General features: G+C 55.4%; 21 protein-coding genes. 8 read left to right on the top strand and 13 right to left on the bottom strand.

Annotated features, from left to right (window positions below):
* Positions 1-64 precede the first annotated feature (64 nt).
* Both D9A02_RS04575 and D9A02_RS04570 read right to left on the bottom strand, forming a co-directional pair.
* The gene (locus D9A02_RS04575; protein WP_120499781.1) at positions 65-1,462 is read right to left on the bottom strand and encodes an aspartate aminotransferase family protein; all 1,398 of its coding nucleotides are present in this window, start codon (positions 1,460-1,462) and stop codon (positions 65-67) included.
* Between the two features lie 102 nt (positions 1,463-1,564).
* Positions 1,565-2,260 carry a GntR family transcriptional regulator gene (locus tag D9A02_RS04570; protein WP_120499780.1) on the bottom strand — a complete coding sequence of 232 codons (696 nt, stop codon included), beginning with the start codon at positions 2,258-2,260 and terminating at the stop codon, positions 1,565-1,567.
* Between the two features lie 146 nt (positions 2,261-2,406).
* Here D9A02_RS04570 and D9A02_RS04565 point away from each other — a divergent pair, with 146 nt between their 5' ends.
* The 6 genes from D9A02_RS04565 to D9A02_RS04540 all read left to right on the top strand — a co-directional run bounded on the left by D9A02_RS04565 (position 2,407) and on the right by D9A02_RS04540 (position 8,708).
* Positions 2,407-3,492 (top strand): polyamine ABC transporter substrate-binding protein, encoded by a 1,086-nt coding sequence (locus D9A02_RS04565; protein ID WP_120499779.1) that lies wholly within the window; start codon positions 2,407-2,409, stop codon positions 3,490-3,492.
* Between the two features lie 61 nt (positions 3,493-3,553).
* Positions 3,554-4,675, top strand: coding sequence for an ABC transporter ATP-binding protein (locus tag D9A02_RS04560; RefSeq protein WP_120499778.1), 1,122 nt, complete (start codon positions 3,554-3,556; stop codon positions 4,673-4,675).
* A 2-nt stretch (positions 4,676-4,677) separates the two neighbouring features.
* The gene (locus D9A02_RS04555) at positions 4,678-5,568 is read left to right on the top strand and encodes an ABC transporter permease subunit (protein WP_120499777.1); all 891 of its coding nucleotides are present in this window, start codon (positions 4,678-4,680) and stop codon (positions 5,566-5,568) included.
* Complete coding sequence (locus D9A02_RS04550) at positions 5,565-6,380, top strand: ABC transporter permease (protein WP_120499776.1); 816 nt, start codon at positions 5,565-5,567, stop codon at positions 6,378-6,380. Before D9A02_RS04555 ends, D9A02_RS04550 begins: the two co-directional genes overlap by 4 nt.
* A gap of 9 nt (positions 6,381-6,389) precedes the next feature.
* The gene (locus tag D9A02_RS04545; protein WP_120499775.1) at positions 6,390-7,715 is read left to right on the top strand and encodes an FAD-binding oxidoreductase; all 1,326 of its coding nucleotides are present in this window, start codon (positions 6,390-6,392) and stop codon (positions 7,713-7,715) included.
* A 381-nt stretch (positions 7,716-8,096) separates the two neighbouring features.
* A complete protein-coding gene (locus tag D9A02_RS04540) occupies positions 8,097-8,708 on the top strand; it encodes an HNH endonuclease signature motif containing protein (protein WP_120499774.1) in 612 nt (203 codons plus the stop codon).
* Between the two features lie 71 nt (positions 8,709-8,779).
* Here the strand turns inward: D9A02_RS04540 and D9A02_RS04535 are convergent, their stop codons facing one another.
* A complete protein-coding gene (locus D9A02_RS04535; protein WP_120499773.1) occupies positions 8,780-9,703 on the bottom strand; it encodes a DMT family transporter in 924 nt (307 codons plus the stop codon).
* 124 nt (positions 9,704-9,827) lie between these two features.
* Between D9A02_RS04535 and D9A02_RS04530 the strand changes: the two genes are divergently transcribed.
* Both D9A02_RS04530 and D9A02_RS04525 read left to right on the top strand, forming a co-directional pair.
* Positions 9,828-11,330 (top strand): malonyl-CoA synthase, encoded by a 1,503-nt coding sequence (locus D9A02_RS04530; protein ID WP_120499900.1) that lies wholly within the window; start codon positions 9,828-9,830, stop codon positions 11,328-11,330.
* Positions 11,331-11,449: 119 nt separating this feature from the next.
* A complete protein-coding gene (locus tag D9A02_RS04525) occupies positions 11,450-12,796 on the top strand; it encodes an 8-oxoguanine deaminase (RefSeq protein ID WP_120499772.1) in 1,347 nt (448 codons plus the stop codon).
* Here the strand turns inward: D9A02_RS04525 and D9A02_RS04520 are convergent.
* The 10 genes from D9A02_RS04520 to D9A02_RS04475 form a co-directional block, all read right to left on the bottom strand.
* Positions 12,793-13,620 carry an alkaline phosphatase family protein gene (locus D9A02_RS04520; protein ID WP_120499771.1) on the bottom strand — a complete coding sequence of 276 codons (828 nt, stop codon included), beginning with the start codon at positions 13,618-13,620 and terminating at the stop codon, positions 12,793-12,795. The genes D9A02_RS04525 and D9A02_RS04520 overlap by 4 nt on opposite strands.
* A gap of 3 nt (positions 13,621-13,623) precedes the next feature.
* Entirely contained in the window at positions 13,624-14,292 is a 669-nt protein-coding gene (locus D9A02_RS04515; protein ID WP_120499770.1) for an ureidoglycolate lyase, read from the bottom strand.
* Entirely contained in the window at positions 14,289-14,888 is a 600-nt protein-coding gene (locus D9A02_RS04510; RefSeq protein WP_120499769.1) for an HD domain-containing protein, read from the bottom strand. The genes D9A02_RS04515 and D9A02_RS04510 overlap by 4 nt, the downstream gene beginning before the upstream one ends.
* The gene (locus D9A02_RS04505; protein WP_120499768.1) at positions 14,885-16,027 is read right to left on the bottom strand and encodes a TauD/TfdA family dioxygenase; all 1,143 of its coding nucleotides are present in this window, start codon (positions 16,025-16,027) and stop codon (positions 14,885-14,887) included. Before D9A02_RS04505 ends, D9A02_RS04510 begins: the two co-directional genes overlap by 4 nt.
* A gap of 168 nt (positions 16,028-16,195) precedes the next feature.
* Positions 16,196-18,661: an FAD-dependent oxidoreductase gene (locus D9A02_RS04500; protein ID WP_120499767.1), complete on the bottom strand. Its 2,466-nt coding sequence runs from the start codon at positions 18,659-18,661 to the stop codon at positions 16,196-16,198.
* A gap of 10 nt (positions 18,662-18,671) precedes the next feature.
* Positions 18,672-19,376, bottom strand: a complete 705-nt coding sequence (locus tag D9A02_RS04495) for a hypothetical protein (RefSeq protein ID WP_120499766.1) — start codon at positions 19,374-19,376, stop codon at positions 18,672-18,674.
* On the bottom strand, positions 19,373-21,358 hold the full coding sequence (locus D9A02_RS04490) for an FAD-dependent oxidoreductase (protein WP_120499765.1): 1,986 nt from the start codon (positions 21,356-21,358) through the stop codon (positions 19,373-19,375). The genes D9A02_RS04495 and D9A02_RS04490 overlap by 4 nt, the downstream gene beginning before the upstream one ends.
* A gap of 1 nt (position 21,359) precedes the next feature.
* Positions 21,360-22,388 carry an L-threonine 3-dehydrogenase gene (gene tdh, locus D9A02_RS04485; protein ID WP_367946743.1) on the bottom strand — a complete coding sequence of 343 codons (1,029 nt, stop codon included), beginning with the start codon at positions 22,386-22,388 and terminating at the stop codon, positions 21,360-21,362.
* A gap of 8 nt (positions 22,389-22,396) precedes the next feature.
* The gene (locus tag D9A02_RS04480) at positions 22,397-23,593 is read right to left on the bottom strand and encodes a glycine C-acetyltransferase (RefSeq protein ID WP_120499763.1); all 1,197 of its coding nucleotides are present in this window, start codon (positions 23,591-23,593) and stop codon (positions 22,397-22,399) included.
* 30 nt (positions 23,594-23,623) lie between these two features.
* Positions 23,624-25,144 (bottom strand): trimethylamine methyltransferase family protein, encoded by a 1,521-nt coding sequence (locus D9A02_RS04475; RefSeq protein ID WP_120499762.1) that lies wholly within the window; start codon positions 25,142-25,144, stop codon positions 23,624-23,626.
* Positions 25,145-25,179: the final 35 nt, after the last annotated feature.

The following is a 25,179-nucleotide window of genomic DNA, read 5'->3' as shown; positions in this document are numbered from 1 at the left end:
AAATCGACGGGCACCAACTTTGACCCGATTCTGATTCTCCACAAACGACCCCGCCAGCCAGCTATTAGCTAGCCGCTTGCATCAGCCCTTCACTTTTCAGCTGCGCATGCGCCTGATCCAGCGCCTTCCATGCGCGTTCAGCCAATGCATCGATATCACCCTTGGTGATGACCAGTGGAGGCGAAATCACCATCCGGTCTCCCACATGACGCATGATCAAACCATTAGCAAAACAATGCTCGCGACAGATCAGACCCGCCGTACCGGCCTCTGCCGCAAATTGCGCCCGGCTGTCTTTATGCGGTGTCAGAGCCAGAGATCCCATCATGCCACAGATCTGGGTTTCCCCAACCAACGGATGGTCGTTAAGGCTGTCCCATTTTTGCTTAAGATACGGACCCGTTTCTTTACTCGCTGTTTCAACGATACCTTCTTCGTCCAGCAAGCGCAGGTTTTCCAAAGCAACCGCACAGGCTACCGGATGGCCCGAATAGGTATAGCCGTGATTGAATTCGCAACCATTCAGCACCTCAGCCACCTCATCGCAGACCAGCGATCCGCCGATTGGCGCATAGCCAGAGCTCAAACCCTTGGCGATGGTCATGATATGCGGCTTGATGTTGAACGTTTCTGAACCAAACCAGTTGCCCGTCCGGCCAAAACCAGTGATCACCTCATCCGCGATCAGCAAGATGTTGTATTTCTCGCAGATACGCTGAATTTCCGGCCAATATGTTTCTGGCGGAATGATCACCCCGCCTGCACCCTGAATAGGCTCACCGATAAAGGCAGCAACCTTGTCTTCACCCAGTTCCAGAATGGCCTCTTCCAGTGCACGCGCACGCTGCAGCCCGAATTCATTCGGGTCCATGTCTCCACCTTCAGCATACCAGTTTGGCTGGTCGATATGATGAATGTCCGGGATCGGCATGCCACCCTGCGCATGCATACCAGTCATACCACCCAGCGAACCACTGCCCACCGTTGACCCGTGATAGCCATTCTTGCGCGCGATGATGGTTTTCTTTCCAGGATGGCCTTTTTCGGCCCAATAGGTGCGTACAAGACGAATGTTAGTATCATTCGCCTCAGATCCCGAACCCGCATAAAACACATGGTTCAGATCGTAAGGGGACAACTTCGCCAGACGTTCGGACAAGGCAATCGCCGGAACGTGTGTGGTCTGGAAGAACGTGTTGTAATACGGCAGCTCAAGCATCTGGCGCGCAGCCACTTCGGCCATTTCTTTGCGGCCATAGCCAACATTCACACACCACAGGCCCGCCATGGCATCCAGAATTTCGTTACCCTCACTGTCGGTCAAGGTCGAACCGGTCGCGCGTGTAATAACACGCACGCCTTTTTCGTTCAGCTCGCCGCCATTGGTAAACGGGTGCAAATGGTGAGCCGCATCAAGCGCCTGAAGTTCTGCCGTCGGCATATGGTTGGAAATGACTGTCATGACAGGCCCTTCTCATTAAAGAAATTATACGTGACCAATGTCCAAGCTTGGTCATCGAAGCTTGCCCCTAAAATATGATCAAATTTTTTCGTGTCAATCGAATCAATGCTGCGCGGCTTCAATCTCTAAAGCGTGACGCACTTGCTCCATCCCTTGAATCACATCCTCACGAATGGCGCGGGCCGCGGCCTCAGCATCCCGTGCATGCATAGCATTCAGAACTTCTTTATGTTTATCAGGCAGGTTCTGCGTTCCCATCCGGCCACAAACAACACGCAAAGATGGGCCAAAACGTAACCACAACCCGTCAGCCAGATCTGCAAGAATCGGCGCATCCGCAATTTTATACAACCGCTTGTGAAACTTATAATTAAGCTCCAGATAGCTTTTTAGGTCCCCTTTTCTAATGGCATTGTCATGATCCGAATCAATCGCTGTAAGAAAATCCAGATCCTCCAGCGTCGCACGTTCTGTCGCGCGAAGTGCCAGATGCGGGTCAAGCCATTGTCTTGCAAGAATTAACTCGCTGATATTATCCGCATTCAAAAGCGGAACACACACGCGCCGGTTACCCTGAAACTCCAACGCGCTTTCAGCCGTAAGGCGCCGGATTGCCTCGCGGACCGGGGTCATGCCCGTCTCCAATCGCTCGGTCAAACCCTGAATTGTTACGGGTTGTCCCGGTGTTAAATCACCAAACAAAATCAGGTCCCTTAACCGGCGGTATACAACCTCATGCGCAGGCAATCTTCCTGCTGTTTGAACCACTTGGCCGATTTTTTTGTCTGGCTTGTTCATTTTTAGGGCCCTTGTTGCGGCTTTATCTATCTCTGTTCTTGCGAGTTTAGCCTCTGCGTGAAAACATTACCATATTGCCAAACGCGTAATAATTTGATCAAATCCGCGCAAGGCGTCATAGACATGCCGACCAACGGGAGAAAACCATGAAAAGACTAATCCTGACCACAACCGCCACTCTGGCCCTTGGCGCACTCAGCGCTGCGGCAGAAGAGGTGCGGGTTTATAACTGGTCCGATTACATCGACGAAGAACTACTGGCGAAATTCGAAGAGGAAACCGGGATCGATCTGATCTACGATGTCTTCGACAGCAACGAAGTCCTCGAAACCAAACTGCTGGCTGGTGGCTCAGGTTATGACGTGGTTGTTCCGACCGGCTCGTTCATGGCCCGCCAGATCCAGGCAGGTGCGTTCCAGAAATTGGACGCATCACAGCTGCCCAATTCCGCAAACATGTGGGAACCGATCAAAGATCGCACCGCGCTATATGATCCCGGAAATGAATATTCAATCAACTACATGTGGGGCACAACTGGCCTGGGCATAAACACCGCAAAAGTTGCCGAAGCACTTGGTGATGACGCACCAACGGATTCTCTGGCATTGGTATTTGATCCAGCCAACATGGAAAAGCTGGCCTCATGCGGCGTTTATTTCCTCGATGCCCCGGATGAGATGATCCCGGCGGCGCTGAAATACATCGGCGAAGATCCAAACAGCATGGATCCTGAAGTCGTGGAAAAGGCAGAGCCCATTCTGGCGGCGGTCCGCCCTTATATCAAAAAGTTCCACAGCTCAGAGTACATCAACGCTTTGGCAAACGGTGACATCTGTGTGGCCTTCGGCTGGTCAGGTGACATTCTGCAAGCCCGTGACCGCGCGGCTGAGGCCGAGAACGGTGTAGAAATCGAATACAACGCCCCAAAAGAAGGCGCCCTGATGTGGTTCGACCAAATGACCATCCCGGTCGACGCACCAAACCCAGAAGGTGCGCATAAGTTCCTGAACTTCATCATGGACGCGCAAAACATGGCGGCGGCGTCCAACTATGTCTATTACGCCAACGGCAACTTGGCCTCGCAAGAGTTTCTGGTTGAAGACGTAATCGACGACACCGCGATCTACCCTGATGAAGAGACTGTAAAGAACCTCTACATCAAGGAATCCTATCCGCCAAAGGTTCAGCGTAAAGCGACCCGGATGTGGACAAAGATCAAATCAGGCACCTAAAGCTTTATAATTTGGCCCGCGCAAACAATTTGCGCGGGCTCTTTTTTATCCGGGGATAGTGATGAACCAGACCGTATTTGCTCCGTGGGAAGATCCCGCCGCCAAGCCGCTTATTCAGTTCAAAAATGTGACTAAGCGTTACGGCGACTTCACCGCGATCGACAACCAGTCGTTTGATATCTACGAACAAGAATTTTTTGCCCTGCTTGGCCCTTCAGGCTGCGGTAAAACCACGATGATGCGGATGCTGGCGGGTTTCGAAACTCCAACCGAAGGCACTATCTTGCTGGGTGGCGAAGACATCGCCCCCATCCCCCCGAACAAACGCGCCGTGAACATGATGTTCCAGTCTTACGCGCTGTTCCCACACCTCTCGATCTGGGAAAACATCGCCTTTGGCCTACGCCGGGACAAAATGCCCAAAGATCAGATCGAAGCCCGCGTCGAAGAGATGCTCAAGCTGACGCGGTTAGAGCAATTTGCTCGCCGCAAACCGCACCAGATTTCTGGCGGCCAACGCCAACGCGTTGCACTGGCCCGCTCACTCGCTAAAGCCCCCAAGCTGCTTTTACTGGATGAGCCGCTGGGTGCACTTGATGCCAAGCTGCGTCAGGACACACAGTTTGAACTGATGGACATACAGGAAAAGACTGGCACCACCTTCGTGATCGTGACCCACGACCAAGAAGAGGCGATGACTGTCGCAAGCCGCGTCGCTGTCATGGACCACGGCAAGATCATTCAAGCCGACACCCCATCGCAAATCTATGAGGCGCCAAATTCCGTCTATGTAGCCGACTTCATCGGTGATGTGACCATTATCGAAGGCGGCGTCACTGCCAAAGACAACGGATACGAGGTTGCCTTTGCCGAAGGTCAGTCAGTTTTCGCAGAATCCTCACTCAAGCTGACCAATGGCCAGACCGGCCATATCGCGATCCGCCCCGAGAAAGTGGCGATCTCGTCCGAGAAACCCAAGGGCGTACGCAACGCCGTACAGGGTAAAATTCTCGACATCGCCTATCTGGGCAATCTTTCAACCTACTATGTTGAATTGCCCAACGGACAAACCGTAAAATCACAAACCGCCAACACCCGCCGCCTGTCGCGGCGCAGCTTCACTTGGGAAGATGAGGTGTGGCTGTCGTGGACAGATACCGCCGGTATCTTGTTGGAGGGCTGAGCATGCGCCGCGCAGTCCTGATCCTCGTCCCATATCTCTGGCTACTGGCACTGTTCTTGGTGCCGTTTCTGATCGTTTTGAAAATAAGCCTGAGTGACGCCGCCATTTCGATCCCACCCTATACGCCAACCTTGGATTTCTCCGCTGGCTGGCAAGGGATCAAAGAGTTCTTTTCTGAGCTGGATTTTGAGAACTTCCTCTTCCTGACCGAAGATGATCTTTATTGGAAAGCCTACCTGTCCTCGCTCAAAATCGCGACAATCTCGACCATCCTGACGCTCATCGTCGGCTACCCGATGGCCTACGGCATGGCCAACGCGCCCGAACATTGGCGCCCGACGCTGATGATGCTGATCATCTTGCCGTTTTGGACCAGCTTCCTTATCCGGGTCTATTCATGGATGGGGATCCTGTCGACCGAAGGCTATCTCAACCAGTTCCTGATGGGTATTGGTGTCATTTCCGAGCCCCTGGTCATCCTGAACACCAACATCGCGGTCTACATCGGTATCGTTTACACCTACCTGCCCTTTATGATCCTGCCGATTTATTCCGCATTGGAACGGCTGGATGGATCGTTGCTCGAAGCCGCCGAAGACCTCGGCTGCTCACGCCTCTCAGCCTTCTGGCTGGTCACCATCCCACTCAGCAAAAGCGGCATCATCGCCGGCAGTTTCTTGGTCTTCATCCCAACACTGGGCGAATTCGTGATCCCATCCCTACTGGGCGGCTCCAAAACCCTGATGATCGGTAAGGTCTTGTGGGAGGAGTTCTTCAACAACCGCGATTGGCCGGTGGCCAGTGCGGTGGCGGTGATCTTGCTGTTGATCCTGATCATCCCGATCGTGCTGTTCCAGCGTAACGAGCAAAAGCAACGGGAGGCCGAAGGATGAGACGTCTAACTTGGTTCAATACCACCTCTCTCACGCTGGGCTTTGTCTTCCTCTATCTGCCGATGATCATCCTGATCATCTTCAGCTTCAACGAAAGCAAACTTGTCACCGTCTGGGCCGGGTTCTCGACCAAATGGTACGGCGAGCTGTTCCAGAACGAGGCCTTCCTCAATGCAGCCTGGGTCACCATCCGCGTCGCGGTGATCAGCTCTACCATTGCGACCGTTCTGGGTACGATGGGGGCTTACGTCTTGGTCCGCGCAGGTCGCTTCAAAGGGCGCACATTGTTTTCGGGCATGATCTACGCACCATTGGTGATGCCCGAAGTGATCACCGGTCTGTCGCTGCTGCTTCTGTTCATCGGCATCGGGTTGGATCGCGGGATTTACACCATCATCCTGGCACACACCACGTTTTCGATGTGCTACGTCTCGGTGGTGGTCTCCTCGCGGCTGGTCAGCTTTGACCAGTCACTGGAAGAGGCGGCGCTTGATCTGGGCTGCACCCCGATGGAATCCTTCCGTCTGGTCACGCTCCCGATCATCGCCCCTGCGGTCATTTCCGGCTGGCTTCTGGCCTTTACCCTGTCGCTTGATGATCTGGTGATCGCCAGCTTCACCGCTGGCCCCTCGGCCACCACCCTACCAATCAAGATCTGGTCATCGATCCGCCTTGGTGTTAGCCCTGAGATCAACGCGCTCTCGACGCTGATGATCGCGGTGGTAACGGTCGGAGTGATCACCGCTTCGATTATCTCGAAACGATCCACCTTGCGACAACAGGCCGAAGAACGCGCTGCCGACCAATCGTAAAGGGCAACCATGAAGCGTATCTTCCCGGCCTACACCTATGGCGACGCGCCCCGCGCGAACTGCTACTGGCCAGCAACCGCAGATCTGCCCGACGTCGAAACAGCGTCGGGCACACTTCACGCTGACATCGCCATCATCGGCGCAGGCTACACCGGGCTGAATGCCGCCCTGCGACTTTCTGAGGCGGGCGAAGACGTCATCGTGCTCGATACCCACGCCCCCGGCTGGGGTGCCTCTGGTCGCAACGGCGGCTTTTGCGGGCTTGGCGGCTCCAAGGCCAGCGACCCAATGCTCAAACTGATGTTTGGCGAAGCGGCGCGCCGCGAGTACCGCCTTGCCGAATGGGAGGCGGTCAAACACGTCACCAGAACGCTCTCCAAACACAACATCGACGTTGACGCCCATTCCGAGGGCGAGACCGTCGTGGCCCACACGCCCAAAGCCTTCAAAGGCTTCGAGTACGAGGCCAAACAAACCGAGGCCGACCTTGGCGTCACCCCCACCATCATCGAAACGCAGAACATGCCGAAACACGGGCTTGGCGCAAATTTCCATGGCGCGATGACCACCCCTATCGGCTTTGCCATCAACCCGCTGAAATACGTGCGCGGATTGGTCGACGCCGCCACAAAGGCAGGCGTGCGGATCTTTGGCCACTCCCCGGTGCAGCGCATCGATCACAGCCAAGGCTTCACGCTGACCACCGACGCCGCCCAGATCAATGCCAAACGTCTGATCGTGGCCACTAACGGCTATTCCTCGGACGACCTGCCCGACTGGCTGCGCAATCGCTATCTGCCGACGCAGTCCAACATTCTGGTCACCCGCCCGCTCAGTGACGACGAAATCACCGCCCAAGGCTGGACCTCGCACCAGATGTGCCACGATTACCGCACCCTGCTGCATTACTTCCGCCTGATGCCCAACAAGCAGATGCTGTTTGGCATGCGCGGCGGCATGTTCAGCTCACCGGGCGCTGACGCCCGCATGTATAAAACCATCCGGCGACATTTTGACACCATGTTCCCGGCGTGGTCCCATGTGGAAACACCCTACAGCTGGAATGGCTTGATCAGCATGGCGCAGGATTTGACCCCCTATGCCGGGCCGATCCCGGAAATGGAAGGTGCTTATACCGCGCTCTGTTATCACGGCAATGGCGTCGCCATGGGCAGCTACGCAGGCGCACTTCTGGCCGATCAGATACTGGGAAAGACCGGAGACCTCCTCCACCCCAAAGTCATGCACAGCCCACACAAGAAATTCCCCTTGGGCCGCCTGCGCCGCGCCACCCTCTGGCCGGTCTATGCCTATGCCGGGATGACGGGGAATTAGGTTAGTACGCACGCCCTCCTACGCTGGCTCGATGTAGCTCGCTATGGAAGACACACATCGTTCTCAACCTCCCGCCCGGCGGCGCCGGGCAGCGCCCGACCTCCCCCCGGAGGGCGCTTTTGCACCCTCACCCCATACGGAACCGTCCCTAGTGTGGCACTCTCGTATCATCCGACTAAGGAAACAAACGCCCTCCAGGTCGGCTGCTGCCCTAGCGTTGAATACTAGTACCGCACTGTAACCAATCTCACCCTTTCAATTTGAATTCGGTGTTTTCCAATTCATAACTAAGGAAATTGACCACTAATATTATTTGCCATTCAAAATACCTTAAGTAGAGTTGAACAAATGGTATTCAAATGTGTTTTGAGAGCAAAATAAATGCAAGACGTCGAATATGTTAAAGCCGTTCTTTCTGAGAATTATTCGACAGAACGTTCACATGAAATTCCTTATCCCGCACTTGAGGAGGTAATAGAGCAAACTCCATTCAATTACATAGATGGTATTGTTGAAGGAGAAACACCGAACGGTAGCAAAAGTCGTGAAGGCCAAGACTATTATTGGTTTCAGCACGAAGGAAAATCGATATTATCTCATCGCTTCATCGCTGCGGTTACTATCGGAAAATGGGTTCCGCGAGATTTCGATGTGGATCACATAAATCACAACCCATCTGACAACAGGCCCTCTAACTTGCGTGTCGTAACACGACGAGACAACGCGGGTAATAGACGCAGAGCACTTCTATCAGATCTAGCAGACCTCGAACATGTCGCCGAAGTACTCAAAGAGCGAAGACAAAAACAAGAGCCTGAGCTGGAGCCCGAACTAGCATCCAATTTAGAATTTCGTGAAACAAGTGAGAACGATGACAGCTTTGCCCACTCTTCAGACTCAATGTTAACTTACACAGGCGAGACAAAGCCTGCCAACGATGGCTACAAATGGTATAGAACGAATATCGGGTCGTGGCATTTACGCAGAGGTTAATGCAGGCTGATCCAACATTCTTACAATTAAATATTGATCAGACCCACGTGGATGGATTTAAATCTCGCCCCCTACCCCTGCGGCGTCTTCAACGGCCTTGCCTTACCTCGTTGCAATCCCAACTGATGCTCACGCCAGATGATGATGCAGCCCGCCAGCACTACCAGTGACGCGCCCAGCAGCATGGTCTTGGTCGGCACCTCGTCAAAGATGAAATAGCCAATCAGCAGCGCGAATATCATCGAGGCGTAATCAAACGGTGCCACCACGCTGGCATCGGCAAACCGATAGGCCGAGGTCAGGAAAATCTGCGCCAGCCCGCCGATCAGCCCGGCCAGAATCAGATAGACCCATTCAGCCTGCGTCGGCCAAACCCAACCCAATGGCAGGGTCAGCAGCGACAGCAAGGTCGAGGTCAGCGAGAAATAGAACACAATCGCCGCCGTCTGTTCGGTTGCCACCAGCTTGCGGATGTAAATCTGCGCCAGCGCCGCACACAACGCCCCCATCAACACCAGCACCGCCCCTACCGCGGCCCCGGTCTCCACCGTTGGTCCGCTTAACGTGCTTAGCCTTGGCGACAGAACAATCATCACCCCCACCAGACCCAGCGCCACCGCGCTAATTCTGAACACACCGACCTTTTCGTTCAGAAACATCGCCGCAAACACCACCGTCATCAACGGCGCCGCATAGCCCAGCGCCGTCACTTCGGGCAGTGGCAACAACCCCAGCCCGGCAAACATCATCCCCATCGCCGCCGTGCCAACAAACCCGCGCCAGAAATGCCCTATGGGTGATTGCACCTTCAGGCCGGTCTTCAGCTCTTGCCGGTACCACAGCCAGATCAGGATCACCGGGATGGCAAAGGCGGATCGGTAAAACACCGTCTGTCCGGCCGGCACATGCTCAGACGCCGCCTTGATCAGCGACGACATCACGATGAACAGCATGACCGCGATGAGTTTCAGAGTGATGCCTTTGATCGGTTGCATGACGCGTCCTCTTCTCCGCCAAGCAATGATCCGATCCCGGCAAAAGGTCAATCTCCACCCTTGCGTTTCGGGGGCAGGCTCGGGCAAACAGTTGTGTACATAACTGGGGTCAAAAATGTACAGCCTGTACGCAAATAATCACCTGCTCAGCCAGCTCTCTGCCGCCGCTCCGGTAGGTAAAACCTTTGCAACGCGCCCGGGCTTGCCTGATGTCACCTACGGCGATCTTTTCGCCGGGGCCGAACGCATGGCCGCCACTCTGGCGCGGCTGGGTGTGGCCCCCGGTGATCGCGTTGCCGTGCAAGTATCCAAGTCAATCGAGGCCATCCAGCTTTACCTTGGCACCGTCATGGCGGGGGGCGTGTTTCTCCCTCTGAACACCGCATATACCGGCGCGGAACTGACCTATTTCTTTGGCGATGCCACTCCCACCGTGATTGTCTGCGATCCAGCGCGTCTGGACGAGATTACCCCTCTCTCAGGAGGCGCTTCCGTGCTCACCTTGGCGGGCGACGGCAGTGGCACACTGACAGAAGAATCAAATGCGCAACTATCTGTTTTTAATTCAGTTTCACGCTCTCCGGATGACCTCGCCGCGATCCTCTACACCTCTGGCACCACGGGCCGCTCCAAGGGCGCGATGCTCAGCCATAACAACCTGTCGTCGAACTCCGCCACCCTGCGAGACTACTGGAAATTCACCCCAGATGATGTGTTGATCCACGCCCTGCCAATCTTCCACACCCACGGCTTGTTCGTGGCCACCAACGTGGCCCTTCTGGCCGGGGCCTCGGTGCATTTTCTGCCCGGCTTTGACGCCGATGCCATCATCAAGGCCATGCCCACGTCAACTTCCCTAATGGGCGTGCCCACCTTCTACACTCGTCTATTGGACCATCCAGGCCTCACGCCCGAGGCCACCCAAAGCATGCGCCTCTTCATCTCCGGCTCCGCGCCGCTCTTGGTCGAAACCCACGAACGTTGGGAGGCTAAAACAGGCCACAGAATCCTCGAACGTTACGGTATGACCGAAACCAACATGAGCACCTCGAACCCCTACAACGGAGAACGCTGCGCGGGCACGGTGGGATTCCCACTGCCCAGTATTGAGTTACGTATCATGCAAGACGGTAAAGAAGTTCCTAATGGCGAGATTGGTGTGCTCGAGGTGCGCGGTCCCAATGTGTTCCAAGGTTATTGGAAAATGCCCGAAAAAACCGCTGAAGAACTACGTGCTGATGGCTGGTTTATCACTGGGGATCAAGGGCTTATAGATGATCGCGGCTATGTCACCATTGTTGGCCGTGAAAAGGATATGGTCATCACAGGTGGCTTCAATGTCTACCCAAAAGAGATCGAAAGCCTGATTGATGACATCAGCGGCGTGAAGGAATCCGCAGTCATAGGCCTGCCACACCCCGATTTTGGTGAGGGTATCGTCGCTGTGATTGTTCGTGACGACGAGGCCCTGATCGAGGATCACATTGCCTTCTCTCTTGAGGGACAGGTCGCCCGCTTTAAGCAACCTAAAGCGATAAAATTTCTCCCCGAACTCCCCCGCAACACCATGGGCAAAGTTCAGAAAAAAGCGCTGCGTGAGCAATTCAAGGATCTGTTCGCCTCGTAGCGCGAACAGCAACCCTGTTGACCTGAGTACCACTCAGCTTGTACCAAAGGCAGGCTGGTTCTTACCCGTTTTCCACCAGCAGATCACACTCCTCTGAGGCGGGCAAAGAAGGAGTGTACATGCCCGAAACCCTGATCCGCAATGCCGACACAATCCTGACAATGGATGATGATCGCCGCGAGCTTGCTGGCGCTGACATCCTGATGCGAGATGGCGTAATTATCGAAATCGGGTATAGCCTTGAAACCAAAGGTGAAATTCACGATACCAAAGGCTGTGCTGTCACGCCCGGGCTGATCAATACCCACCACCACCTTTACCAGTCCCTGACCAAAGCTGTTCCCGGCGGGCAAGATGCGTTGTTGTTCGGCTGGCTGCAGACGCTCTATCCGATTTGGTCCCGTTTTGGCCCCGAAGAAATGTTTGTCTCCGCCCAGATCGGTTTGGCAGAATTGGCCTTGTCCGGCTGTACGCTCAGCTCGGACCACCTCTATCTATATCCCAACGGTTCACGTCTGGATGACACCATTGCAGCAGCGCAAAAAATCGGCCTGCGCTTCCACCCTACGCGCGGAGCGATGAGCATTGGCGAAAGCGACGGAGGCCTACCACCCGACAGTTTGGTCGAACGCGAAGATGCCATACTGGAAGATTCCATTCGTGTGATCGATGCCTTTCATGATCCGTCAGAGGGATCAATGGTCAGGGTTGGCTTGGCCCCCTGCTCGCCATTTTCTGTCAGCCGTGACCTGATGCGTGATGCCGCCTTGTTGGCGCGCGACAAGAAGGTAATGCTGCACACGCATTTAGCGGAGAATGAAGAAGATATCGCCTATTCTGAGCACAAATTCGGCTGCCGTCCGGGACAATATGCCGAGGATCTTGGCTGGACCGGATCGGACGTCTGGCACGCCCATTGTGTTAAACTCGATGGCAAGGAGATTGATCTTTTTGCCCGCAGCGGCACTGGGGTCGCGCACTGCCCGTGCTCCAACTGTCGGCTGGGCAGCGGGATTGCGCCAGTACGCCAAATGCGGGATGCCGGGGTCAAAGTCGGGCTTGGTGTGGATGGCTCTGCAAGTAACGACAACGGCAATCTGATTGCTGAGGCGCGCCAGTCAATGCTGTTACAACGCGTCGCGAGCGGGGCCGATGCCATGTCAGCCCGCGAGGCACTTGAGATTGCGACACGCGGTGGGGCGGATGTTTTGAACCGACCCGATTGTGGCCGTCTAGCCGTGGGAAAACGCGCCGACATTGCAATCTGGGATGTCTCGGGCATTGAAAGCGCAGGCAGTTGGGACCCTGCCGCCCTACTGCTGGCTGGACCGACAAAGGTTAAACACCTCTTTATCGAGGGTCGTCAGGTCGTACGAGATGGACATATCACCACGATCGACCTGCCACGCGTAATCGAGCGCCAGAACCAACTGGCACTCAATCTGCAGGAACGTTCAGGGCCTTAGCACAGAGTTTGCGCCCGCATGGTTTCGGGCACATCCATACCCAGCAGTTTCAGAACGGTTGGGGCAATGGACTTTTGATCCAGCACATCACCCGCAGGCGCATCAACTTTATCGCTGAACACATAGAACGGTACTTGGCGCAGTTCCGGTTGATCTCCGGCGTGGTGGTGGTCGGAATTGATGCCGTGATCGGCCGTGACAAACACCTCATACCCAGCTTCACGCAGGCGGGGGATCAGGCGGGCAAGGGCGATGTCCACCTTGCTGGCCTGAATCCGGTATTCTGAAGATTCCCCACCGAACCAATGCCCCAGCGTGTCACAGCTGGACGTGTGGAACAGCAGATAGTCCGGCGCATGATCGCGCGCGATCCCCCAAACCTGTGCACACATGTCCACCTCGGCCGGCATAGCAGAGTTTTCCGGACAGTAGCCTTCCATCGAATAGTATCGCGCATGCGGCACGGGGGCATCCGGGTTATTAATCTCACCATGCTCGAACGGGTCAAAAGACGACCCACCATAGAGCGTATGATAATAGCAATGCGCCACCGCCCCGGTCACACGATCCGCCTGTTTCAAGATCGAAAACAGGTTAGGTTTGTTGGAGGGTCGGATCATTTCATTGCCGATGATCCCATGCTCCACTGGCGGCAGGCCGGTATGGATCGTCTCATACAAGGGCGCGGAAATGGTCGGCAGCTCGCTTTGCATTTTCCACAGGCGGGCATGGCCAGCCTCTACTGCGGCTTGCAAGTATCCGCAATCCGACAGGGCCGTGTCATAGCGCAGGCCATCGACGATAATCAGGCAGGTTTTGGTCATGTTTTACAGATCTTTGATTTTGGAGGGATCGAGTGGACAGGACAGATAGACCCCAAATTCCTGACCAATATCGGCGCTGACGCGGGCGTGTACAGCCCCCTGACGGTCCAGAAACCGTTGGTTATCTTCAACCGGGAAAATCCCCTCGTGCCAGATTCCAGCGTGGATATATAGACCTTTGTCGCCCTCACACCAAAAAGCCACCACCTTATCCGGGGTCAGATTGTCCCCCGGCAAGGCTACAGGCACTATGAAGGGTTTGTTGTCGATGGGCCAGAACATCTGCCCGCCGTCGGGGTGATAGTTCATATGCCAGAGCAGAACCTGATCCCGCGGTGCGGTTTGTGCCTCAAGCTTGGCCTGCTGTGGATCCGTGGACCAGCCCAGAACGTAGTTGCCGTTGACGGCCTCGTTCTCACCGTAAAGCACATCACCCTGCCAAGTCCCTTTGAACACGCCCTCAACATAGCCGCCTTCATCACCGGTGCCCTGATCAATCGGGCGCCACCCCTGCTGTGGCCAGCGGGTGATGGCAATCTCAAACGTATCCGGATCATCGACTAGGCAGCCATAGCCTTCGACGCTTTTATCGGTCGCACGAATGAGCGGCACCTCGTGCCATGGTAATGATGGCTTGCTGGAGGCTTCAAAGATATATTCAGGGGCGTTCATTGGACGGCCTCCGTGCAATGCAGATCGACCATCCGCTGCACCATTGGTGCAAAATGCCAAAAGTCAGGTGTTTCCATCCCATCGCGTTTGCCCGCGTCATCCAAATACCGCACGGCCACGATTTTTTTGAAGTTTGGATTGGCTTCAAATTCAGCCACTTCCTCTGCTTTCATCGGGCCACCCTGCAGGTTCAGGGAATGCACTGAGGCCTCACTTAGCCGGTCAAAATACTCTGGCTTAGCCGCGCAGAGATACCGCTTGGCCGCCACGTGGTAGCGGCAACAGTCGGTGATCACACTGGGAAAAAACCGCTCCAACACCTCTGCCCCGGCATCCTCATGATGCCGGTCCTCGGTGTCGTCCATGCTAAAGGTGCCAAACTCGGACGTGAAATGCCCGATGTCATGCAAAAGCGCGCCAACGATGATTTCTTCAGACTGGCCGTTTTGTTCGGCAATCGTCGCGCCTTGCAGCATGTGTTCACCCATAGTGACAGGTTCACCAAGGTATTCCTCTCCACCGCGTCGATCAAAGATCGACCCGATGAAATCGACGATGTTATCGCGGTTCAGGCTTTCGATATCCGGTTTACTCATTCTGCCGCCATCCCGGTTTGCTGTGCCAATGACGCGTAGGTGGACCGCAAGCCGTCCATGTCGGCATAGCAGCCTTGGAACCAGCGAGTGCCTGTTCCGGAATAGGCTTTGCGCGCATGCAGAACCCGGGTATTGTCCACGATGAAGCTCTCTCCCGGCTCCAGGCGAAAGGTAACTTCCATATCCGGGCCATCAATGATTTCACCCAAACGACGATAAGCCGCATAATAGGTTTCCATCTGTTCAAACGGCACATCCGTGACCGCCGCCAGTGACCGGTTGTTAAACCGTACTCCGACCAGCTCCCCATCGGGCGCCAGTTCGATCATCGGACGGCGTGATTGCAGGCATACGCCCTCTTCACCCGCGTATTCAAACCGCGCACAATATTGGCTTAGAACGCGGAAGTACTCCTCATTTTCTTCGCGCAGGCGCAGCGCGGCGGCAAACCCATCAACCACCATGTTTTCACCACCCGCAGCCGAGCTTTCAAGGCAATAGAGCACCTGAATTGACGGAACCGGGTCGCGATAAGGGTTGTCGGTATGCGCCTGAAGGCCCAGCCCGGTGAAGGCCAGATTGGTTGGGTTTACTTCGGTGCGCACCTCGAAATGTTTACCGTAGTTGGTGTCGCGGACAAAGCCGAACAGATCGACCACATCGAACAAAGCCCCATCTTTGATCGGGCCATTTTCTAGCTTGCCAAAGCCATAACGTGTCACAGCCCCCAGCCAATCCCTCAGGGCGTCCCCACCTTTGGCAAGTTCCTGAAAGTCGCCTGTTGGCACAGCAGTCTGAAGTTTCGCAGTCCATGGCTCAATATTGTCACCTGTCCAACCGGCAGCACGCACATCAGATCGATCATAAGCGTGATCCATCAGCCATGCCGAATCAAACGCAATTTCGCGCCCTTCGGGTGCAAATGTCACGATGACCTGATCGCCGTCCACTTTCGCATCTGCAACATGCGTGTCAGCCGGAATATCGCGCAGTGCGATCAGGCGCTGGCCGTTGCCGGGTGCACGGGTCTCGGAATCCCATGCGTTGTCCCGCAGCCACATGGCATGAAACCGCGCCTCATCTGGCCCGGCTATCAGCCGAATCGCACGACCTTCGTTAATAATTTCTACGGCATTCATCGCTTATCTCCTGTACGCAAGCTGGCTCGCTAATGTCCGTTCACCTTTAGCATCGGTCAGTAACAGCGGCATGTCGGTCAGGGATGCGACGTCCTACTATGTCCAAAAACGACAAAAGCAGGTCTGTTTTCCCGGGTCGACAATTTATCGACCCGGGTTGTTTTTGCATTAGGCGCGCATGTTCGCGCCGTTGGCGTCATATATAGGTGCACCCAGTACCTCGGCATCATACATCTCGCCTAGGATCTCGATCTGCAGCTTGGAACCGGCCTCGGCGTGGTCTGAGTTGACATAGGCCATAGCCATGGATTTGCCTGCATGGTGGGCATATCCGCCTGAGGAGATATATCCCACAGCCGCGCCATCGCTAAGCACCGCCTCATCGTTGCTGACGTCGATGCCATCAACCTCAATGGTCAGCGCCACCAACTTTCGCGTCACACCTTCATCGCGGAATTTCTGCGTCGCTTCCTTGCCAACAAAGTCCTTCTTCCAGTTGATGAAGACATCCATGCCAGATTCAACCGCGTTGAAATCAGGACGGAAATCAAGCGTCCAGACGCCCCAGCTTTTCTCAAGGCGCATCGACATCAGCGCCCGCGCGCCGTACCAGCGATAGCCCAGATCGTCGCCCGCCTCTTCAATCGCCTCAGAGAGTTTGATTAGGTACTGCGGCTTGCAATAAATCTCATACCCCAGCTCGCCCGAGAAGCTGATCCGGTTCAGGATCACCGGCACGCCGCCAACGTAGGTCTGACGCAGATCGCGGAACTTGAACGCCTCCGCCGAGACGTCATCCCGGCAAATCCGCTGCAACAGTTCGCGTGATTTTGGTCCTGAGAGCGCAATCCCGTGCCAGTCGTCCGAGACGTTTTCATACGACACATCCGCTGGCAGATCTTTCTCAAACCAGCGACGGTGTGCCTCTTGCATTGCGCCAGAGCCGAACAAAATGAAGTGCTCTTCGCTTAGGCAGGCCACGGTCAGGTCACCATAGAGCTTACCGGCAGGGGTCAGCATTGGCGTCAGTGTCAAGCGGCCCGGCTTTGGCACATAGCCGGCCAAGGTGCGATCCAGATAGGCGCGTGCACCGGCACCCTTGAACTCATGCTTGGCAAAGTTCGCGATCTCGATGCCACCAACCGCTTCGCGCACGGCTTTAACCTCACGCGCGACATAATCGTGGCTACGGTTGCGCTGGAATGTTGGCTCTTCGTGTGCGTCTTCAGGGCTGTCGGCAAACCACAGGGCGTTTTCAAGACCAAAGCCCTGCCCCATCAACGCACCTTTGGCGAGTAAGCGATCATAGAGTGCGGTGGTTTTCTGCAAACGGCCCTTTGGCAGGGTCTCGTTCGGAAAGGTCATCACAAAACGACGTTCGTAGTTCTCAGTCGACTTCACGGTGCCCCAATCGGGTGTCGCCCAATCACCAAAGCGCGCCACATCCATGGCCCAGACGTCAATTGATGGCTCACCATCAATCATCCATTCCGCCATGGTCAGTCCAACGCCACCACCCTGACAGAAACCGGCCATGACGCCCACGGCACACCAGTAGTTTTTCATGCCCGGAACCGGCCCGATCATCGGGTTGCCGTCAGGGCCAAAGGTAAACGGCCCATTGATCGCATCCTTGATGCCGGCGTTGCCAATAGTAGGGATGCGTTCAAACGCCAGTTCAAGCCGGTCGGCAATCCGGTCCAGATCAGGTGCCAACAGTTCGTGACCGAAATCCCAAGGCGTACCACCAACTTTCCACGGAGTGCCTTTGGGCTCATAGGTGCCCAGCAGCATACCTTGGCGTTCCTGACGGAAATAGATGTTGGCCTCGTAGTCGATCCCAGCCGGCAAGCGACCCGCGCCGCCCGGCTTCATGCGTTCCACAATTTCAGGAATCGCATCGGTGATCAGATAGTGGTGCTCCATTGGCTGCACCGGGATATTGATGCCCTGCATATGGCCAACTTCGCGCGCCCATAGACCCCCACAGTTAACGATATGCTCGGCGTTGATCACACCCTTGGGGGTTGTCACATCCCAAGTGCCATCAGCGCGTTGCTCGGTTTTTGTCGCCGCGCAGTGCGTGAAGTACTGCGCGCCGTGGACCTTTGCCGCCTTGGCAAAAGCATAGGTCGCACCGGACGGATCAAGATCGCCATCCTGATCATCCCACAGCGCCGCATAGTACTGGCTGGTGTCGATCAGCGGATGCCGCTCCGCCAGTTCCTTGGGGCTAATGAACTCTTGATCCAACCCCATGTAGCGCGCTTTGGAGCGTTCCCGTTTGAGGTAGTCATACCACGTCTTGTTCGACGCTGCGTAAAATCCACCGGTCATGTGCAGGCCCACAGAATGGCCTGAGGTTTCCTCGATCTCTTTATACAGGTCTATGGTATAGCCCTGCAGGCGGCTGATGTTGGGATCCGAGCTGATGGTGTGGATCTGACCGGCCGCGTGCCAGCTGGACCCGGAGGTCAGCTCATCGCGCTCCAACAGAACAGCATCTTTCCAACCAAACTTGGCAAGATGGAACAGGATCGAACAGCCAACAACGCCACCACCAATCACCACCACCTTGGCGTGCGATGGCAGTTTTTTGGCGCCAGTGCTTTCCTCTTTTTGAATCTCAGGCATGATTGTCCTCTTAGTTTTCGAGTTGTTCGATGATGATGGCGTGGAACGACCACAGACCACTCAGGTTATAATCTTCGCAATGCAGCGGGATCAGACGCACGCGATCCTTGGCCCGGCTCAACGCCTGACCCACAGAGCCTAAACGGCAGTCCCAATCGCCCTCGGCATAAAGGTCGTAGAAATCAATACGATCTTCGCGGCTGTAATCTTCCTCGCTTTCAAACGGCGGGTATTCTGCGCGCAAAATTGCCAGTTGTGCCCGGCCTGCAGCGCGGATGGCAAACGGTGTCAGGACCTGCACCTCTCCCTTCATCAACGCACCATCAACTAGAGCAAAGTCCTCGACCTCCCATGGCGATGGCACCAGTGGCTCCGCACCAACCTCGCGCAAGATCTCCATCATGCCATTGGTTTCGCCATCGCGTTCGGTAATCGTACCGGGGAACAAAAAGTCATCGGTTTCCAGATGATTGATCCCGATCCGGCGCAGGGGCCAGTACCCGGTCGCTTCACCGGTCTCCAGACTGATCTCGATCAGATGCTGATCATGCAATGCATGAAAGTGCGATCCCAGATTGTCGGTGATGTCACGCAAGACATAGAGATGCGATTGCGTCGCTGCCAGAATGCGGTCATCCGAAAAAGTGGCGCGCGGCGGGGTGGCCATGGCCATTCCAGCCAAGATGCAAAAGATGCATGTCAGGAATCGGATCATAACTTACCTCCTATCTGTAGACCGGCCTTGCGGCCCTCATAAAATGCATAGGGCGCTTGTCGTGGTGCCGCCGCATCACCAATTAGAACCGGGTTCAAGTCAGAGATCTCTACCGAGATCGGATCGAAGGACCGATTGGTTGTGGCCATGACCAGCGCCGAGGCTGCGATCTCCTGCTCAGTATCATCCAACAAATTACGTACGGTTGCACCCCGCCCATGCCATGCCGCGACAGCGCTTTCGGTGTGAAACGCCACGCCTAGGCGCGCCAATCGTGCCCGGATCGGGATATCCGCACTGGTGCGGGCCAGTTCCTTCCCCACCAACGGATCCGGCGTGACCAGCACCACTTGTTTGCCCATCTCAGCCAAATGCCACGCAGTGCCAACACCGCGCATATTCCCGCCTTCGTCGTAGACAATCACGCTATCGCCCAACCGGGCTTCTCGACGCATCACCTCTTCGGGGGCATAGACATTGCCATGCTTCAACCCCGGCAAGACCCCAAGCTGCGGCACCCAGCGTTGTGCGGCGTCTTCGTCCGGCAAAGAGCCTGTGGCCAATATCACCTCATCGAAAGCAATATCTGTCAGATCATCTGCATCCAGATAGGAGTTCAGTACCAACTTCACGCCAAGTTTCTCAAACTGACGCTCATACCAATCCATCAAATCTAAAATTTGCGCCCGGCGCGGTTGCTCACCTGCCAGCCGGAACTGGCCACCGATCATGCTCGAGGCTTCGTGAACTTCAACGGTGTGCCCGCATTCCGCCGCCACACGTGCTGCCTCCAACCCAGCCGGACCAGCGCCGACAACCAACACCTTTTTCGGAGTATCGGTCTTGGCAAACCGATCACCACCCCATTCATGCTCACGTCCCACAGAGGGGTTGATCAAACACGAAATCCAGTAGTCTCTTGAGCGCCGCCCCCAACACATCTGGTTGCACGATATACAGCCACGGATGTCTTCCGCCCGACCCTCTGCCACTTTGCGCGCCAGATGTGGGTCGGCGATTTGCCCGCGCACGATTGCAACAAGATCCACCTCGCCCGAACTTAGAACTGTTTCTGCATTCTCTGGCGTGCGAATACCGCTTTCAGACTGCACCTTGGCATGTTTGAGCTCTTGTTTCAGCACTTGCGTGGCTGAAACCGTCAACTTCTCCCCAACCGCAAAAGTTGGCATCAGGTTTTCGTAATCGAGAAAGCCACCTGACCCGCAAGTGACATAATCCAGATGGCCTGTCGCATCATGCAACGCCACAATTTCTGTCAGTTCTTCAATCGTGCTAAGTACAGGGGCCTCCGAATGACTGACAGATAACCCAACGATGAAATTCTCTCCGCAGGCGCGACGGATACCTTCCAGAATACGCATCGACATGCGGGTCCGGTTTTCTAGCGATCCGCCCCATTGATCATCACGTCGGTTGCTCCAAGGTGTCCAAAACTGCTCCAGTAATGAATGATAGGCCGCCCAGATCTCTACCCCGTCAAAGCCGGCCTTCTGGCACCGCACCGCCGCCGCGATGAAGGCTGCAATCATCTCTTCGATCTCTCGCTCATTCATCGCGTGACTTCCGTCACTGTCGTGATAGCTAGGCAGGCCCGATGGCCCCCAATGCGGTTGATAACTAAGATCAGAGTCACCATGCGCGCCAATGTGGTAAAGCTGCTGCAATACAACTGCACCTGCGTCCTGCACCGGTTCCACAATCTTGCGAAACGCAGGAATAACCGCATCGTCCTCGGCCACGAAATTTCCACGGGTCAGGACGCCTGTGCGGTGCACCGGCACGGGCTCTGCCACGATCATGCCTGCACCACCAATGGCCCGCTCCAGCAAATATGCCCCGAACTGTTCCCCGGGCAGGCCGCCCGCAGACATATTCGCCGTATGCGCGCCAAACGTGATCCGATTGCGCAGCACCTTATGGCGCAGTGTCAATGGTTCCAGCAGGCGTGGAAATGTACTCATTTCAACTCTCCCAATCCATAACAACTTTGCAGGCAGAGCCATCTCGCATGGCCTCAAAGCCCGTTACAAAATCATCGATGCCAATGCGGTGTGTAATGAGGCCAGAAACATCCAAGCCCCCCTGCACCAACGCGATCATCTTGTACCAAGTTTCAAAGATTTCCCGGCCATAGATACCTTTGATATGCAGCATCTTGAAAATGACCTTGTTCCAGTCAATGTCAAAACTGGCTGGTGGAATGCCCAACAAGGCAATACGCCCCCCGTTGTTCATCGCAGAAATCATATCGCGGAACGCCGGGGCCGCACCGGACATCTCCAAACCAACGTCAAAGCCTTCGGTCATGCCGATACGCGGCATGATATCGCGAAGTGATTCCTGATCGGCCCGAACAGTGTGTTCGACACCCATTTTCTGTGCCAGTTCCAATCGTCCGGGGTTGATATCAGTGATCACAACCTTGCGGGCGCCCACCTGTTTGGCGATCATCGCCCCCATGATCCCGATCGGGCCAGCCCCAGTAACGGCGACATCCTCGCCCACCAGATCAAATGACAACGCCGTATGCACAGCATTCCCTAACGGATCAAAGATCGACGCAATTTCATCTGAGATGTCTTCCGGTATCGGCACCACGTTGCTTTGTGGCAGGCACAGGTATTCTGCAAAGCTGCCCGCACGGGTGACCCCGACCCCTTCGGTATTGCGGCACAGATGGCCCTTACCCGCACGACAGTTGCGGCAATGGCCACAGATGACGTGACCTTCGCCCGATACACGTTGCCCAATTGCAAACCCATTAACGGCCGCACCAATATCAACAATTTCACCGCAAAATTCATGCCCTGTCACCAATGGCACCGGAACCGTTTTCTGGGCCCACTCATCCCAGTTCCAGATATGCACATCGGTGCCGCAGATCGCAGATTTCTTGACTTTGATCAGCACATCACTTGGCCCCGGTTCAGGCACCGGAACATATTCCATCCAAAGCCCCGGCTCAGGTCGGGATTTGACAAGGGCTTTCATCTGATTGGTCATTTGATCACCCCGAGCTCGCGCCCCACCGCCTCAAATGCGTCTATCGCTTGATCCAGCATATCGCGGGTCAGTGCCGCGCTCATCTGCGTGCGGATGCGATCTTGGTCTTTTGGCACTACCGGAAAGCTGAATGCGGTGACATAAACGCCGCGCTCATTCAGTTTGGCAGCCATTTCCTGTGCCAGTTTTGGATCACGCAACATCACGGGAATAATTGCATGTTCGCCTGGTAACAGCTCAAAGCCCAACGCACCCATCCGTTCACGGAAATAAGTCGCATTCTCCCACAAACGCGCCCGCAGGGTATCGCCGTCCTCCAATATGTCGAACACCTTCAATGACGCCGCTGCAATCACCGGCGCTAATGTGTTGGAAAAGAGATAGGGGCGCGACCGTTGGCGCAGCCAATCCACCACTTTAGCCGAGGCAGCAGTATACCCTCCTGAGGCGCCACCCAGAGCCTTACCCAAAGTGCCTGTGATGATATCCACCCGGTCCATCACGCCACAATGCTCTGGCGTGCCACGCCCGTTGGGGCCGACAAACCCAACAGCGTGGCTATCATCGACCATCACCATGGCATCATATTTTTCCGCAAGATCACAAACCTCCGCCAACTTGGCGAAGTAGCCATCCATCGAGAAGATACCATCCGTCGCAATCAGGCGATGTTTTGCATCAGAGGCTTCTTGCAAGCACCGTTCCAGATCAGCCATGTCAGAGTTGGCATAGCGCAGCCGCTGCGCCTTACACAAACGTACGCCGTCAATGATACTTGCATGGTTCAACGCATCTGAGATGATCGCATCATCCGGGCCCAGAATGGTTTCAAACAACCCGGTGTTGGCATCAAAGCAACTGGAATACAGAATGCAATCTTCCATCCCAAGAAAGCCGGCAATGCGCTTTTCCAGTGCGATATGCTCTTCTTGCGTACCGCAGATAAACCGGACCGAGGCCATGCCGTATCCATATCGATCCAACGCATCGCGACCAGCTTGAATGATCTCCTCGTTATCGGCCAGCCCCAGATAGTTGTTGGCGCAAAGGTTGATCACATGATCACCGGACGCCAGCGCCACCTGCCCCGCCTGTTTGCTGCTGATCACCCGCTCGGTCTTGTACAGCCCGTCGCGCTGTAGCCCATCCAGCCGCCCGGCGATGTCTTGATCAAATCTGTCTGATGCACGCATGATGTATCCTCCCATGGTCCCAATTAGATCTTAGTACCATGCCTCAGGAATTTCTGATTTGCGACGGGCAATATACTCGCGCAATTCTTCATCTATGGCAGCGTCAATCTCGGGCTGTTCATAGCGCTTCAGCATATCGTTCCAGCGCTCATAGGCCCGCTGGCGCATATCCTTAGATCCGCCCTCTTCCCAGCTTTCGACATTCTCGCTGTCGCTCAGCGCGGGCTCATAGAATGCAGTGGTGTAATTACGCATGGTATGTGCGGACCCGAGGAAGTGGCCTCCCGGCTCAACCTCTTCGTAAGCATCGCGTGCCAATGCCTCATCCGAGGTATCCAAGCCTTGCCCCAGAACTTTCTGATAACTGCCCAGACGGTCGGCATCCATGATCAGTTTTTCAAATCCGGTGCATAGCCCCCCTTCCATCCAGCCCGCGGCATGCAGCACAAAGTTCGCACCTGCCAGCATGGTGGAATGCATCGAATCCGCACTTTCGTAAGCTGCCTGCGCATCCTCGATCTTGCTGGCGGTCAGTGATCCACCACACCGCAGAGGCAAACCCGCACGGCGCGCCATCTGGCCAATGGCGTAGTTCGAAATCACCGGCTCGGGCATGCCGAAGGTTGGCGCGCCAGACTTGAGGCTCATCGAGCTGAGGAAATTACCCAAGATAAACGGCGCGCCCGGGCGCACGATTTGCGCAAAGGCACAGCACATCATCGCCTCGGCCATCGCCTGTGTGACACTCGCGGCGGTCGACACCGGCCCCATTGCACCCGACAAGATAAAGGGCACCACAACGATCCCCTGCCCACGTCCACAATAGACTCGGATCGCCTCGGTCACCACACGGTCGACCAACAGCGGAGAGTTGGTGTTCACATTACCCATGATGACGCAATGCTCGTCCATCACGTCCTTGCCATGCAGGATCTCAGCCATATCAACGCTATCCTGCGCACGGCTCATCTCTGTAATAGCGCCCAAATGCGGTTTGTCGCTGTGGATCATATGGGTGTAAACCATATCAAGATGACGGTGGCTAACTGGCACATCACAGGGCTCACAAATCACCAAACCGGTGTGATGCAAATTGGGGTGCATATAAGCCAGCTTCACCAGATTCTCAAAACTGTCCATGTCACCATAACGACGGCCACCCTCGACATCGCGTACAAATGGAGCGCCGTAGATCGGGGCAAAAACCTGATTGTTACCGCCAATCACCACGTTGCGGTCGGGGTTACGCGCCACTTGGGTAAATTCACGTGGTGCTTTGGCGCAAAGGCTACGAATCCAGTCCGCGGGCGCTTTGACAATGTCGCCTTCGACTTTTGCACCGGCGTCTTTCCAGACCCGAAGCGCCTCGGGATCATCGCGAAAGGCAATACCAACATCTTGCATGATCCAATCAACCTGAGCTTCCAGCTTGATTACAGTTTCCTCATCCAGAACATCATAAAACGGCAAATTCCGCTGAATATAAGGTGACGCCGGGGCCACAGCCTCCTCTTCACCAGAATTCCGTCTGCTTCTTGCGCGTCGTGCCATTGCAATTCTCCCATGCCTTGGAAACAATCTATTGC

The sequence above is a fragment of the Roseovarius sp. EL26 genome (assembly GCF_900327775.1).
Taxonomy (GTDB): Bacteria; Pseudomonadota; Alphaproteobacteria; order Rhodobacterales; family Rhodobacteraceae; genus Roseovarius.
The sequence above is the reverse complement of the archived record's forward strand: the minus strand, read 5'-3'. Positions and strand labels throughout refer to the sequence as shown.

Excerpts from the sequence above, each read along its gene's own strand:
- D9A02_RS04500 (WP_120499767.1), bottom strand. The coding sequence starts at position 18,661 with ATGCCTGAGATTCAAAAAGAGGAAAGCACTGGCGCCAAAAAACTGCCA.
- D9A02_RS04540 (WP_120499774.1), top strand. The coding sequence starts at position 8,097 with ATGCAAGACGTCGAATATGTTAAAGCCGTTCTTTCTGAGAATTATTCG.
- D9A02_RS04480 (WP_120499763.1), bottom strand. The coding sequence starts at position 23,593 with ATGCGTGCATCAGACAGATTTGATCAAGACATCGCCGGGCGGCTGGAT.
- tdh (WP_367946743.1), bottom strand. The coding sequence starts at position 22,388 with ATGAAAGCCCTTGTCAAATCCCGACCTGAGCCGGGGCTTTGGATGGAA.
- D9A02_RS04475 (WP_120499762.1), bottom strand. The coding sequence starts at position 25,144 with ATGGCACGACGCGCAAGAAGCAGACGGAATTCTGGTGAAGAGGAGGCT.
- D9A02_RS04560 (WP_120499778.1), top strand. The coding sequence starts at position 3,554 with ATGAACCAGACCGTATTTGCTCCGTGGGAAGATCCCGCCGCCAAGCCG.
- D9A02_RS04565 (WP_120499779.1), top strand. The coding sequence starts at position 2,407 with ATGAAAAGACTAATCCTGACCACAACCGCCACTCTGGCCCTTGGCGCA.
- D9A02_RS04490 (WP_120499765.1), bottom strand. The coding sequence starts at position 21,358 with ATGAGTACATTTCCACGCCTGCTGGAACCATTGACACTGCGCCATAAG.
- D9A02_RS04570 (WP_120499780.1), bottom strand. The coding sequence starts at position 2,260 with ATGAACAAGCCAGACAAAAAAATCGGCCAAGTGGTTCAAACAGCAGGA.
- D9A02_RS04515 (WP_120499770.1), bottom strand. The coding sequence starts at position 14,292 with ATGAACGCCCCTGAATATATCTTTGAAGCCTCCAGCAAGCCATCATTA.
- D9A02_RS04505 (WP_120499768.1), bottom strand. The coding sequence starts at position 16,027 with ATGAATGCCGTAGAAATTATTAACGAAGGTCGTGCGATTCGGCTGATA.
- D9A02_RS04495 (WP_120499766.1), bottom strand. The coding sequence starts at position 19,376 with ATGATCCGATTCCTGACATGCATCTTTTGCATCTTGGCTGGAATGGCC.
- D9A02_RS04555 (WP_120499777.1), top strand. The coding sequence starts at position 4,678 with ATGCGCCGCGCAGTCCTGATCCTCGTCCCATATCTCTGGCTACTGGCA.
- D9A02_RS04535 (WP_120499773.1), bottom strand. The coding sequence starts at position 9,703 with ATGCAACCGATCAAAGGCATCACTCTGAAACTCATCGCGGTCATGCTG.
- D9A02_RS04545 (WP_120499775.1), top strand. The coding sequence starts at position 6,390 with ATGAAGCGTATCTTCCCGGCCTACACCTATGGCGACGCGCCCCGCGCG.
- D9A02_RS04510 (WP_120499769.1), bottom strand. The coding sequence starts at position 14,888 with ATGAGTAAACCGGATATCGAAAGCCTGAACCGCGATAACATCGTCGAT.
- D9A02_RS04575 (WP_120499781.1), bottom strand. The coding sequence starts at position 1,462 with ATGACAGTCATTTCCAACCATATGCCGACGGCAGAACTTCAGGCGCTT.
- D9A02_RS04520 (WP_120499771.1), bottom strand. The coding sequence starts at position 13,620 with ATGACCAAAACCTGCCTGATTATCGTCGATGGCCTGCGCTATGACACG.
- D9A02_RS04525 (WP_120499772.1), top strand. The coding sequence starts at position 11,450 with ATGCCCGAAACCCTGATCCGCAATGCCGACACAATCCTGACAATGGAT.
- D9A02_RS04550 (WP_120499776.1), top strand. The coding sequence starts at position 5,565 with ATGAGACGTCTAACTTGGTTCAATACCACCTCTCTCACGCTGGGCTTT.